Raw genomic sequence first — 12220 nt, 5'->3', positions numbered from 1 at the left:
TATTTGTCAACCTTTTTTTGAAATTCTTTTACGAAACCTCATTGCTTCACGCGTGGCTGACGGTGGGAAACAACAGCTGCTCCCTGTCAAAGGGCTGGCGGCCGGTGTCCAGGAAAAATAGGGTGGTATCTTCTTCCCTCCAGGGAACACAGTCCATACCTGCAGTATTTTCCGGCATGAAGCAGAGCGCTGCCGTCTCCGAGCGGCCCATGGAAACTGTGCACAAAACCTGATTCAACGGGACAGCAGAGCCGGGTCCGTACAGGTCGTGGCAGACTATGGTGCGCCCCTCAAATTCTGCCAGGACAATCATGTCGTAAGCTGCGGAATAGTAGATGGAATCCCGCAGGAAATTAAGGCAGTGAAACAGCAGCAGGCCCTGGTTTTCTGTCATGGAAAAGACTGAATACGGATTTCCTTTCTGATAATAGTCCAGCAGCATAGCCCTGTCCCTCTGGTCAGAAATATCCAGCTTCCGCACAGAGGCCAGAGGGACGGGCAATTCCGGCAAAGGGAAGGTACAGTGGAATTCTCTGGAAGGCTGAAAACCGAATTTGGGGTAATAATCTAAAACTGTGTCATTGGCGAAGAGATAGACTGCTTCGCTGTTTTTATATTCTGACAGGATTTTCTCCATCAGAAAACGGCCCAGCCCATTTCCACGGTAATCAGGGTGAGTCATCACAGTTCCCAGCTGAATCCATTGCCGCCGCTTCCCGCGGTGAAGGAAAGTCATTTTGTTTACAGAAACATTTGCGGCAACCGTCTGCCCGTCGGCCAGAACATGAGGAATGTAATCCGTTCCCCATCCACCTTCATGGTACCAGGGCAGGAACGAGAGGCCGAAAGTGGACCGGGCCAGATCAAAAAAGCTTTTGCGAAGCGCTTCCTGATCTTTGATGTTGGAAATATACTGAAAATCTTTTACAGTTCTCTGATTGCTCATAAAATCCTCCGTTTCTTATGAGGAAAGTCTAACATATATTACAGAAAAGAGCAATGGAGAAAGACTTTGAAGACGATTAGTTTATGTATGATTGTAAAGGATGAGGAAGAAGTGCTGGAACGCTGTCTGAGGCCGGTGAGGCCTTTTGTGGAAGAGATTATCATTGCGGATACCGGTTCAAAGGACAGTACAAAAGTAATTGCCGCAGGTTATGCGGATCAGGTGTATTCTTTTCCGTGGAATGATGATTTTGCGGCAGCAAGAAATTTTGCATTTTCAAAGGCGTCCATGGATTACTGCATGTGGCTGGATGCGGACGATGTGATGACCCAGGAGAATCTGGAAAAACTGAAAATCTGGAAAAACCAGGAGGACAGGGCGGATGTGGTCATGATGAAATATCTGACCGGAGTTGATGAAAAAGGACGCCCTTCTTTATCCTATTACCGGGAAAGGCTGCTTAAAAATCATAGCGGTTTCTGGTGGAAAGGGAAGGTTCATGAGGCGATTCCTCTTGCAGGAACAATACAATATACGGATATGGAGGTTCTTCACCAAAAAGTGAAAAAAGGAGATCCTGACAGAAACCTCAGGATTTATGAAAACATGCGGAAGGAAGGCGGGCTGCAGGAACCCAGGGAGTGGTTTTATTATGGCAGAGAGCTGTATGATCATCAGAATTACAGCAGAGCTTTGGAAGTCCTTCACCATTTTCAGGAGATGCCGGGAGCCTGGCTGGAAAATAAAATTGAATCCTGTTTGCAGGCTGCGGCCTGCCAGGAAGCGCTGGGCAATGAAACAGAAGCTATGGGAGAACTGGTTCGCAGCTTTTTGTGGTCTGCACCCCGGGCAGAGATATGCTGCGAAATAGGACGCCTGTGGATGAAGCAGAAACAATGGAAAAACGCCGCAGCCTGGTATCAGCAGGCGCTGCGCGATACCAGAAGCCTGCAGTCGGGAGCATTTATCAGAGAGGACTGCCGCGGCTTTCTTCCTGCAATCCAGCTTTGTGTCTGTTACGACCATATGGGAAGCAGGAAAAGAGCCTATGGATATCACTGCCTTGCAAAAAAATTCCGGCCGGATTCCGAATGGGTGCTGTACAATGACAGGTATTTCAGCGACACGAATTAACGTATGTCCACATAAGATAAATGGAAAGGAGTTGGTAAAATGTTTCCAAATTTTCCGCATATGAAATCCAGCTATGGGAGATGCGAGAATAATACAGGCGGGGAATATGAGGAGGAAAGAAGGGAAAGGATGGGTGGCTGCTGTCCGCCGCCCTGTCCGCCCAGGCCGCCGGTGGGACCTTGCCCTCCGGCCTGTCCTCCCGGTCCACAGGGCCCTCCCGGTCCTCAGGGCCCCATGGGCGCTCAAGGCCCTATCGGCCAACGTGGTATGACAGGCGCCACGGGAGCCACCGGACCTACTGGCCAGAGAGGAGCCACCGGATCTACAGGAGTCACCGGCCCGACGGGCCCAACAGGAATATCAGAAGCCTCTGCCGCAATGTCAGCACTTAATATATCATCCAGTACCTTTTCTGTAACAACAGATGGGACGAATATTTCTCTGCCAGTTCAACCCTATATGAATGGCTTTACAGCGGATACTACAGATTCAGAATTTACAGTTGCTCAAACTGGGACTTATTTAATTTCTTATGATATCAAAATGACATCAGGATTGCCGATGTCATCAAGAGTAACATTAAACGGGACGCCAATAACGAATTCAATTAATATTTCTTCAACATCTTCAAGTGAATATAGTGTGACTTTTATGCAGGCCTTAACTGCAGGTGATATATTATCATTACAATTTTATGGTGTAAATGGTTTGGTTACATTACAAGCCGGTACAGGAGCGTCACTGAATATTGTAAAAATATCTTAGCGATGAGGAATAAACCATGGGAAATGTCAATGTGCCAACGTAATAGTGCTCTGTACAAATAAATGATTATTTAAGAGACTGCTGCAGTTATCTTTCTGCAACGGTCTCTTTGCAAATATAACTAAGGTTTACTTTGATTTATAGATGTGACAGCATTCTGAACGAGCGGCGTATAAGGACAGTTTTTCAGCGACACGAATTAACGTATGTCCACATAAGATAAATGGAAAGGAGTTGGTGAAATGTTTCCGAATTTTCCGCATATGAATGCTAATTATGGCAGATGCCAGAATAATACAGACAGAGAATTTGAGGAGGAACAAAGGGAATGGCCGGGCGACTGCTGTCCAGTGCCCGATTTTCCGCCCAGGCCGCCGGTGAGACCTTGCCCTCCGGTCTGTCCTCCCGGCCCACAGGGGCCTCCGGGCCCGGCAGGCCCACAAGGCCCGGCAGGTCCTCAGGGCCCCATGGGCGCTCAAGGTCCTATTGGCGACCGAGGTTTGACAGGAGCCACGGGAGCCACCGGCCCTCAGGGGCCGCAGGGGGTTCCTGGCTTACAGGGTCTTCCGGGAGCTACCGGAGCCACAGGCGCAACCGGTCCTGCCGGCAATACGAATTCTGCTAATTGTGGCTGTAAAGAGCAAATGAGAAATATCATACAGCAAATTATTACACTATATCCCAATAGTGACTTATTTGTCACATTGCAGAGCGGTGATGCAGTCGTTGGCCGTCCTGGCTCTTTGATATTAGGCCAAAACGGACGCACCGGAGTATTTGAAGTAATAAATTCTCAAAACTTAGGACAGTTTTTATCAATATGCAGTATCGACACGATTCAGATAAACAATGCGGTGTATAATGATGCAATTGTTTATCTGCCGCAGCCGGTTCCCGCTCCCACAGACTGCTGCGCTGATTGCGAAGCAACCATTCGTTCTCTTATGCCCGTCGGAACTGATGCAAATATCATAACAAGTACCCAAACTCCGACAACGGGAACAGTCATAAGAAATGAATACGGTATGATTGTACTCGCGAATGAAGACCGTACCAATATAGCGTTTATATCATCCTGCAGTATTGATCTGTTTTATATTTAATGCCTGGAACGGGCGGACATCATTGTCCGCCCGTTCTATTCAAGTGTGAACGAAAACAGCGCGTCCCATGGCCCGGTAAATAATAGTAACATTGTTACAGACAAACAGGGAATGATATGGTATCATTACAAAAAAGCTAAAGGAGAATGCAAATGGCATATTTTATTACATTTCTGGAAGGTCTGGTGACCTTTGTGTCGCCGTGCCTGCTGCCTATGCTTCCGATCTATGTGATGTATTTTGCAGGCGGCCGCGGGAAAGGAAAGCTGGGAACCCTGAAAAATGCGTTTGGTTTTGTACTGGGCTTTTCAGCTGCATTCATTATTCTAGGGGCGTTTGCCGGGAGCATAGGTGTTATTTTCAGGCAGTATCAGTTCTGGGTGAATATTGTCTGCGGTTTGATCGTGATATTGTTTGGGCTGAATTTTCTGGGCGTATTCCGCTGGAATCTTTTTCGGGGCGGTATTCACATGGGAGACAGCGTCAGACAAACAGGATTTTTTTCCTCTGTGCTGTTCGGTCTGATTTTTTCTATTGGATGGACGCCCTGTGTGGGAGCGTTTCTCGGTTCCGCGCTGATGCTGGCATCGCAGCAGGGATCTGTATGGGAGGGGATGCTGCTTCTCTTATGCTATTCTCTGGGCCTGGGAATCCCGTTTTTGATCAGCGCCATACTGATCGAGAAACTTCAGACTGCGTTTAGCTGGATCAAGAGACATTACCAATGGATCACCAGGATTTCAGGAGCTCTTTTAATCCTTGTGGGAATACTGATGATGACTGGCCTGCTGGGAGCGATGGTTGGCCTGCTCAGCAGTATATAAAAAGAGCAGCAACAGCCCCAAATAAAGGAAAACAAGGAAAGTAAGGAGAGGATACCATGAAGAATTCAATCAAATGGATTTTGGCGGCAGTTGGATTTATGATCCTTCTGGCCGGAGGAATGCTGGTTTACCGGAACCTTTCGGACAAGTATTCAGCCGCAGAGGAAGAAAGCGGAACAGGAGACAGCCGGAGGACCGATTCAGCGGAGACTTCCACGGAAAAACCAAAGGTGGAGATGCGCGATATTACAGTTGTAGACTGGGACGGCAAAGAGGTGCAGCTTTCCGGCCTGAAAGGGAAACCTATATTCTTAAATTTCTGGGCCAGCAAATGCTCTCCCTGCCGCAGCGAGATGGCAGACTTTCAGAAGGTATATGAAATCTATAAGGACAAAGTCCAGTTCGTCCTGGTTGATGCCATCGGTTTGCTGGGGGAGACAGAAGAGGCGGGAAGATCTTATATACAGGAAAAAGGATACACATTTCCAGTATATTTTGACAGGGACCTGAGCGCTGTGATGACTTATGGGATCACCAGTATTCCCACGTCCTTCTTTATTGACTCAGAAGGCTACATTGTGTCTGGTTACAGGGGGATGATGGATGAAAGCATTGTTACAAGATTACTGAACAGCATTGCGGAAGAAAAGTAAATTGATTTAATGAAAAGATACAGGAGGCAGGGCCATGATAGAATTCAGATATGACACACAGCTGTTAATTGAAGGAGAGGATCTGGATGAAGATCTCATAAGCGATTATTTTACCAGCCATTTTAAAGGAGATTGTCTTTTGGCTGTAGGAGACGAGGAATTGGTAAAGATTCATTTTCATACAAATGAACCGTGGCGGGTTCTGGAGTACTGCGCTGCTTTGGGTGAAATTTATGATATTGTCATTGAGGATATGGACAGACAGGCCCGCGGGCTGAAAGGCTGAGAACCAATGTCGTTTTTTTTCAATACAAAGCTGCTGCGCTATGTTATAAAAAATGAGGACGAGGAGTCAAGGGGATGAAAAAACTATATACGTTTATGTGGATTTTGGTGTGGAGTTTTATAGGCGTTTTTATAGGCAGCAGTATTTTCCAATACTATGACTATAAAACTCATCCAGGTTTATACGCATATCAATCGGCTCCATGGTATTTGAGCATTGAGATAAGGGGAGCCTTTACTGCTGTTATTGTTCTGGCGATTCTTTCTGCAATGTGGTTAATGAAAAAGAGAATGAAGAAAAACAGAAAGGAGTAATTTCGAAATGAAGTTTAACGAAACAACAATCCGTATTCTGGTACGGAAAGATTACGGAGAATGCTATGATTTTTATACTGAGAAGCTGGGACTGATTCCAGTCTGGGGGGATAGAAACGGCCCTTATACTTCTTTTGCTGTCAGCAGCGATGCGCCGCCCTGCTTTGCGATTTTTTCAGGCCAAGGGATGCAGCTGTTTCCGGGCTATGTACAGCCTGCTGCCGGCGGGCAGCCCGATACTGTTGTGGGCGTTATTCCTACCCTTGACCTGGACGGAGACTATCTGCGGCTGAAGAAAGCAGGCGTACAGTTTTTGAGTGAACCTCAACGTATGGAAGACTGGGGGATGCGCTGTACTTATTTTAGGGATCCGGAAGGAAACCTGTTTGAATTAAACGATGCCAGCGGAGTATGAGTAAATGAATAAGCCATGATGAGCGTCCGGAAAAAACCGTATAGCTGCTCATCATGGCTTATTTAAAAGGAAATTCAGTTTATTTTGGCAAACAAAAAGCGCGAGACGGGATTCGAACCCGCGACCCTCGCCTTGGCAAGGCGATACTCCACCACTGAGCCACTCGCGCATTGCAGCTGTTTCTGAGCTGCAAGAAATAATATACAGGATAGGGCCGCATTTGTCAAGAACTTTTTTGAAAATATCAGGAAAGATTTTCCGTCCTTTGGCTCTGCTGAAATTCATCCCTGGTCATGGAATAGCAGACCTCATCCAGGACCGCTCCGTCAAATCGTTTTGTCGCATGACGGAGAACCCCTTCATGCCGGAATCCCAGTTTTTCAATTACCCGTCTGGACTGGGCGTTGAAAGAATAGTGATAAACAGAAACCAGATCCAGTTTCAATTCTTCAAAGGCGAAGCGAAGTATCTCTATACAGGCTTCAGGCATCAGTCCCTGCCCCCAATATTCTTCCGCCAGCACGTATCCCAGCATCCGTACATTTTTAACATCCCTCTTAGCATCCCGGTGCAGCCCTGCAGAGCCGATGATTTTTCCGGAATCCTTCAGGCATATGGCCCAGCAGTCTCCTTCTTTTATAAACATCTGCAGGATCTGTTCGCTCTCCTCTTTGCTTTCATGAGGCTTCCAGCCCGCCATAGGCCCTACTTTCGAAGATTTTCCATAGAAATACAGCCCCTCTGCGTCGTCTCCGGACCATTCCCGAAGAACCAGGCGTTCTGTTTCCAATGTTTTCATCCAATCCCCCCTTATGATTATATTGAGTCTGAGTATAACACAGAAAGTGCAGTTGTCAAGGAATTTGTCAAACCTGTCTTTTCCTGATATAATGGAAGAGAATTTCTGGCAAAAACAAAAGAGAGGAAACAGCGCGCGGAGACTGGCCTCCGGTACAGCGCATTGAAAAATGAATATGACAGATGAAAAAATGAAATATCAGATACTGAAACAGACCTTCGGATACGATAGTTTCCGGACAGGTCAGGAAAAACTGGTGGACAGTATTCTGGCCGGCCGGGATGTGCTGGGAATTCTGCCTACCGGTGCGGGAAAGTCTCTTTGCTATCAGCTTCCGGCGCTGATGATGGAAGGGGTTGCGCTGGTCATTTCTCCCCTGATTTCCCTGATGAAAGACCAGGTGACGTCTTTAAATCAGGCAGGCGTGCACGCGGCCTTTCTCAATAGTTCCCTGACCTGTTCTCAGTATCAGAAGGCCCTTGTATTTGCGAAGGAGGGAAGGTACAAGATTATTTACGTAGCGCCGGAACGTCTGGAAACAGATGAATTTCTGGATTTTGCCAGAAATGTTTCGATTTCGCTGCTGGCGGTGGATGAGGCGCACTGTGTTTCACAATGGGGGCAGGATTTTCGTCCCAGTTATCTGAAAATCAGACGCTTTGTGGATCAGCTACCCAACCGTCCTGCTGTAGCGGCGTTTACAGCCACGGCCACCAAAACGGTGCGGGAAGATATCATTGATATTCTGGAACTGCGGGAACCGGAAACCGTAGCTACCGGATATGACCGGCCGAATCTTTTTCTGGGTGTTCAAAGCCCAAAAGATAGGTACGGAGCGCTGAAGAATTTTCTGGAATGCCGGCCTGAGAAAAGCGGGCTGGTTTATTGCCTCACCAGAAAACTGGTGGAAGAGGTATATGGGAAGCTGCTGGCTGACGGATTTTCCGTAACCAGATACCACGCGGGACTGGATGACCGGGAACGCCGGGAAAATCAGGAAGATTTCATCTACGACCGGAAGCAGATCATGGTGGCGACCAATGCTTTTGGAATGGGGATTGATAAGCCGGATGTACGCTTTGTGGTGCATTATAATATGCCGAAAAATCTGGAAGCCTACTATCAGGAGGCGGGGAGGGCCGGACGGGACGGAGAGCCTGCGGAGTGCATTCTGCTTTACGGCGGACAGGACGTGGTCACCAACCAGTTTTTTATCGGCCATAATCAGGAAAATCAGGATCTGGATGAGATGACCCGGGAAATTGTGATGGAGCAGGACCGGGAGCGTCTGCGAAAAATGACTTTTTACTGTTTTACAAATGAATGCCTGAGGGATTATATTTTACGGTATTTTGGAGAATACGGCAGTAATTACTGCGGCAACTGTTCTAATTGTCTCAGCCAGTTCGAAGAAGCAGATGTGACAGAGGAAGCCAAAGCCTTAATCGGATGTGTGGAAAGCAGCAGGCAGCGTTACGGCGTAAATGTGATCTGTGATACGCTGCGTGGAGCGAATACCGCAAAGATACGGCAGTACCGGATGGATGAGAACCCTTACTATGGGTGTCTGTCAAAGCTGCCGGTATTCAGAATGCGCCAGATTGTAAATTATATGCAGATGCAGGAATATCTGTCAGTGACAAATGATGAGTATGCGCTGTTAAAGCTTACCGGAAAATCTAAGGAAGTGATAGAAGGCGGAATAAAAATTGTCATGAAACTGGCAAAGGAGCAGGAACGGGCGCCGAAACCGGCAAAGGAAAAGGCGGGAAGAAAGAGAACAGAGGCGGAGGCGGCCCTTACAGAACAAGAGCAGAAAATATTCGAACAGCTCCGCGCACTGCGGATGAAAATCTCACGGGAGGAAGGCGTGCCGCCCTATGTTGTCTTTTCTGATAAATCTCTGGCGCACATGTGCCGTATAAAACCCCGGAACAGGGAGCAGATGCTGTCAGTGACCGGAGTGGGGGATTTTAAGGTCAAAAAATATGGAGAACGATTTTTATATGCGCTTGAAAAAGCGATGGAAATGTACTGCTGATCAGCTGCTGTCTACGGCCCGTGGATTGATTTCACAGACTTACTGCTATAAAATAAGAGTGTGAACACATGGTACTATAGCATGGAAGAAGAAACGGCCGGAGGATAGGTGAATGGATTGTGCAAAGATTGGTAAGCTGATTCTACAGCTGAGGAGAGAAAAGGGGCTGACACAACGTCAAGTTGCGGAACAGCTCAATATCAGCAACAAAACAGTATCAAAATGGGAATGCGGCTTAGGCTGTCCCGATGTTACATTGTGGGAAGATCTGTCCACAATACTTGGCGCAGACATTTTGAAATTGCTGAGGGGCGAGTTGATCCCCAATTGCCCTGACGTTGGTAAAATTGACAGAGCGCGGTTTTATGTATGCCCTACCTGCGGCAATATTCTGGTAAGTACCGGAAAAGCGGCGATTTCTTGCTGCGGGCGCAAGATAGATTCATTACTGCCTGCTTCCGATACCACAGGACATGATGTGACAGCAGAGGAGTCAGATGACGAATATTATATTACACTGGAACACGACATGAGCAAAGAACACTATATTTCTTTTGCAGCCTGCGTGCAGAATGACCGGGTTTTTCTCTATCGCCTGTATCCGGAACAAAGTCCGGAGTTCCGGATGCCTATAACAAAAAGGGGCGGAATCCTTTATCTGTACTGCACCAGGCATGGTTTGCTGAGATACCCGTTTCTTATATGAAAAAGAATCCCGCCTGCGGCGTGTCTCACAAGCGATGTAATTCACTACGCCGCAGTGCGATCCCCCGGAGGGGTTTGTTTTATAGAGAACGCAGTTTCCTGGGCAATAAAAAAAGCGCGAGACGGGATTCGAACCCGCGACCCTCGCCTTGGCAAGGCGATACTCCACCACTGAGCCACTCGCGCATAGCAGTTTTTTTCCAAACTGCAAGAGATAATATACAGGATGGGAGCAGATTTGTCAACCCTTTTTTGTGATTTTTTAGAATTTATTTCCTGTGCCTTCTTTGTTCAGTTAGATAATTTATTTGAACCCATAAGGAAATATCTGGAAGCAATAACCTGTGTTTTTCAACACCATTTAACGTATGTCCACATAAGATAAATGGAAAGGAGTTGGTAAAATGTTTCCAAATTTTCCGCATATGAATTCCAACTATGGCAGATGCCAGAATAATACAGACAGAGAATATGAAGAGGAGCGAAGGGAAAGAAGGGGTGACTGCTGTCCGCTGCCGCCGCCTTGCCCGCCGCCGTGTCCGCCCAGGCCTCCGGTACCGCCGTGTCCGCCAACCTGCCCTCCTGGACCGCAGGGCCCTCCCGGCCCGGCTGGACCGCAAGGCCCGGCCGGCCCCCAGGGACCGATGGGACCGCAGGGTCCTATTGGTGCTCGTGGACTGACAGGAGCCACCGGGGCTACAGGAGCCACGGGAGCGACAGGTGCAACTGGAACACCCGGTACTGCCGGAGCAACCGGCCCGGCGGGGCCGACAGGACCACAGGGCATTCCGGGTACGGTGGGTCCTACAGGAGCGACCGGAGCCACAGGGCTTCAGGGAATCCAGGGACTCGCCGGAGCCACAGGAGCGACCGGGCCACAGGGGCCGCAGGGTGTTCCTGGTTTGCAGGGGCTGCCTGGGGCAACAGGTGCAACTGGTCCAACCGGCCCTACTGGCCCTACAGGGCTGAGAGGGGCGACAGGTTACACAGGAGCAACAGGGCCTACGGGAGCCACGGGAGCGACAGGCTCCACGGGGGCTACTGGGCCTACGGGTCCGGTGGGACCTACGGGCCCGAGAGGAGCAACAGGTGCCACAGGGGCGACAGGCCCTACGGGCTCAGACGGCACGGCAGAAACAATTCAAATTAGAAGTACAACAACAGGGGAGCCTGGAGATGCAGCTGCAGTAGTAGATATAACTGGATCGCCGGATCATGTACTGGATTTCATTATTCCCAGAGGAGCCACCGGAGCGGTTGGGCCTACGGGTCCAACCGGGGCAACGGGACTGACAGGAGCCACAGGAGCGACAGGGCCGACCGGCGCCAGCGGCGCAGTTGGAGCAACTGGTCCAACCGGGGCAACGGGACTGACAGGAGCCACAGGAGCGACAGGGCCGACCGGCGCTACCGGCCCTACAGGAGAGACAGGAGAACCTGGTCCTACCGGTGAAGCTGGTCCGGCTGGTGAGACCGGCCCGGCGGCAACAATCCGGGTTGGGACAGTAATTACTACCGATCCTGGTACTCCGGCAGAGGTAATCAATGCCGGAACGGAACAAGACGCGATCTTTGACTTTTATATTCCGCGCGGAGAACCAGGTGGAGGCGGCGGAGTACCGGAGGTGCTGGCAACAGTAGACCTTTCAAACCAACCCAGCGCAGCAGGAGCGCCGCTGGCCTTTAACGACACCCCTCTGGTATCGGGAACAGCAATCACCCATGCGGCAGGCTCGACAGATGTCACCATCAATCAGGACGGCATTTATCAGGCTACGTTTCATGCTACTGTAGCAGTGGATACAGGAACAGCCATACCGGCAACATTGGTGGTCCAGCTTTACGAAAATGGTGCGCCGGTAGCCGGAGCATCTGCCCGGCATACCTTTACCGCGACGAATGAAACTGCAACGCTGTCCTTTGATGTTCCTTTCCGCGCTGCAGGGACGCCGGTGACGATACAGGTGGTTCCGGACTCAACAGGATTCACCTTCCAGGAATCAGCGCTTACCGTAATTCGACTTGGCGACGCCAGCTGAACGAAAAAATTTCATAGGAAACTACGTTCCCCGTGATACAAAACCCTTAATTAATGTATCCAGAAATGGCGCGGCCGGAGATAATCCGGCTGTGCCATTTCTGTGTGCGCCCGGCGGCGCACGTTTCTAACCGGTGCAAGTCCGGAATCCGCCCGGTAGTGGGAAGGATATAGCCGAAGGCAAGGGTGTCCATCGT

General features: G+C 49.2%; 13 protein-coding genes and 2 tRNA genes. 11 read left to right on the top strand and 4 right to left on the bottom strand.

All coding sequences use genetic code 11. The features are described 5' to 3' along the window. Positions 1 to 46: 46 nt before the first annotated feature. On the bottom strand, positions 47 to 946 hold the full coding sequence (locus EV209_RS00075; RefSeq protein ID WP_130431845.1) for a GNAT family N-acetyltransferase: 900 nt from the start codon (positions 944 to 946) through the stop codon (positions 47 to 49). A 66-nt stretch (positions 947 to 1012) separates the two neighbouring features. On the opposite strand from EV209_RS00075, the gene EV209_RS00070 reads away from it, so the two are divergent. From EV209_RS00070 to EV209_RS00035, 8 genes are all read left to right on the top strand, one after another. Beyond that, positions 1013 to 2080: a tetratricopeptide repeat-containing glycosyltransferase family 2 protein gene (locus tag EV209_RS00070; protein ID WP_130431843.1), complete on the top strand. Its 1068-nt coding sequence runs from the start codon at positions 1013 to 1015 to the stop codon at positions 2078 to 2080. 378 nt (positions 2081 to 2458) lie between these two features. Beyond that, positions 2459 to 2845, top strand: coding sequence for a BclA C-terminal domain-containing protein (locus EV209_RS16525; protein ID WP_243647511.1), 387 nt, complete (start codon positions 2459 to 2461; stop codon positions 2843 to 2845). 467 nt (positions 2846 to 3312) lie between these two features. Continuing rightward, positions 3313 to 3948, top strand: a complete 636-nt coding sequence (locus tag EV209_RS00060) for a collagen-like triple helix repeat-containing protein (RefSeq protein ID WP_279387326.1) — start codon at positions 3313 to 3315, stop codon at positions 3946 to 3948. Positions 3949 to 4100: 152 nt separating this feature from the next. Further along, positions 4101 to 4772: a cytochrome c biogenesis CcdA family protein gene (locus EV209_RS00055; RefSeq protein WP_130431841.1), complete on the top strand. Its 672-nt coding sequence runs from the start codon at positions 4101 to 4103 to the stop codon at positions 4770 to 4772. A gap of 56 nt (positions 4773 to 4828) precedes the next feature. Beyond that, a complete protein-coding gene (locus EV209_RS00050) occupies positions 4829 to 5425 on the top strand; it encodes a TlpA family protein disulfide reductase (protein ID WP_130431839.1) in 597 nt (198 codons plus the stop codon). Positions 5426 to 5459: 34 nt separating this feature from the next. Continuing rightward, complete coding sequence (locus EV209_RS00045; protein ID WP_130431837.1) at positions 5460 to 5711, top strand: fatty acid kinase subunit FakA-related protein; 252 nt, start codon at positions 5460 to 5462, stop codon at positions 5709 to 5711. A 74-nt stretch (positions 5712 to 5785) separates the two neighbouring features. Continuing rightward, positions 5786 to 6025: a hypothetical protein gene (locus EV209_RS00040; protein WP_130431835.1), complete on the top strand. Its 240-nt coding sequence runs from the start codon at positions 5786 to 5788 to the stop codon at positions 6023 to 6025. A 7-nt stretch (positions 6026 to 6032) separates the two neighbouring features. Beyond that, on the top strand, positions 6033 to 6440 hold the full coding sequence (locus EV209_RS00035; RefSeq protein ID WP_130431833.1) for a VOC family protein: 408 nt from the start codon (positions 6033 to 6035) through the stop codon (positions 6438 to 6440). Between the two features lie 97 nt (positions 6441 to 6537). Here EV209_RS00035 and EV209_RS00030 read toward each other — a convergent pair. Next, a tRNA-Gly gene (locus tag EV209_RS00030) sits at positions 6538 to 6609 on the bottom strand. A 75-nt stretch (positions 6610 to 6684) separates the two neighbouring features. Then, positions 6685 to 7239, bottom strand: coding sequence for a GNAT family N-acetyltransferase (locus tag EV209_RS00025; RefSeq protein ID WP_130431831.1), 555 nt, complete (start codon positions 7237 to 7239; stop codon positions 6685 to 6687). Positions 7240 to 7408: 169 nt separating this feature from the next. Between EV209_RS00025 and recQ the strand changes: the two genes are divergently transcribed. Together recQ and EV209_RS00015 are read left to right on the top strand one after the other, a co-directional pair. Further along, positions 7409 to 9280 (top strand): DNA helicase RecQ, encoded by a 1872-nt coding sequence (recQ, locus tag EV209_RS00020; protein ID WP_408608992.1) that lies wholly within the window; start codon positions 7409 to 7411, stop codon positions 9278 to 9280. A gap of 112 nt (positions 9281 to 9392) precedes the next feature. Next, the gene (locus tag EV209_RS00015) at positions 9393 to 9986 is read left to right on the top strand and encodes a helix-turn-helix domain-containing protein (protein WP_130431827.1); all 594 of its coding nucleotides are present in this window, start codon (positions 9393 to 9395) and stop codon (positions 9984 to 9986) included. A gap of 113 nt (positions 9987 to 10099) precedes the next feature. Here the strand turns inward: EV209_RS00015 and EV209_RS00010 are convergent. Beyond that, positions 10100 to 10171, bottom strand: a tRNA-Gly gene (locus EV209_RS00010). A 326-nt stretch (positions 10172 to 10497) separates the two neighbouring features. Here EV209_RS00010 and EV209_RS00005 point away from each other — a divergent pair. Further along, complete coding sequence (locus EV209_RS00005) at positions 10498 to 12024, top strand: collagen-like domain-containing protein (protein WP_456298266.1); 1527 nt, start codon at positions 10498 to 10500, stop codon at positions 12022 to 12024. Positions 12025 to 12220: the final 196 nt, after the last annotated feature.

Source organism: Cuneatibacter caecimuris, assembly GCF_004216775.1.
Taxonomy (GTDB): Bacteria; Bacillota; Clostridia; order Lachnospirales; family Lachnospiraceae; genus Cuneatibacter; species Cuneatibacter caecimuris.
The sequence above is the reverse complement of the archived record's forward strand: the minus strand, read 5'-3'. Positions and strand labels throughout refer to the sequence as shown.

What these genes read in the sequence shown, in the direction of transcription:
- EV209_RS00075 (WP_130431845.1), bottom strand. Translation starts at nt 946, where the DNA reads ATGAGCAATCAGAGAACTGTAAAAGATTTTCAGTATATTTCCAACATC.
- EV209_RS16525 (WP_243647511.1), top strand. Translation starts at nt 2,459, where the DNA reads ATGTCAGCACTTAATATATCATCCAGTACCTTTTCTGTAACAACAGAT.
- EV209_RS00060 (WP_279387326.1), top strand. Translation starts at nt 3,313, where the DNA reads ATGGGCGCTCAAGGTCCTATTGGCGACCGAGGTTTGACAGGAGCCACG.
- EV209_RS00055 (WP_130431841.1), top strand. Translation starts at nt 4,101, where the DNA reads ATGGCATATTTTATTACATTTCTGGAAGGTCTGGTGACCTTTGTGTCG.
- EV209_RS00050 (WP_130431839.1), top strand. Translation starts at nt 4,829, where the DNA reads ATGAAGAATTCAATCAAATGGATTTTGGCGGCAGTTGGATTTATGATC.
- EV209_RS00045 (WP_130431837.1), top strand. Translation starts at nt 5,460, where the DNA reads ATGATAGAATTCAGATATGACACACAGCTGTTAATTGAAGGAGAGGAT.
- EV209_RS00040 (WP_130431835.1), top strand. Translation starts at nt 5,786, where the DNA reads ATGAAAAAACTATATACGTTTATGTGGATTTTGGTGTGGAGTTTTATA.
- EV209_RS00035 (WP_130431833.1), top strand. Translation starts at nt 6,033, where the DNA reads ATGAAGTTTAACGAAACAACAATCCGTATTCTGGTACGGAAAGATTAC.
- EV209_RS00025 (WP_130431831.1), bottom strand. Translation starts at nt 7,239, where the DNA reads ATGAAAACATTGGAAACAGAACGCCTGGTTCTTCGGGAATGGTCCGGA.
- recQ (WP_408608992.1), top strand. Translation starts at nt 7,409, where the DNA reads ATGAATATGACAGATGAAAAAATGAAATATCAGATACTGAAACAGACC.
- EV209_RS00015 (WP_130431827.1), top strand. Translation starts at nt 9,393, where the DNA reads ATGGATTGTGCAAAGATTGGTAAGCTGATTCTACAGCTGAGGAGAGAA.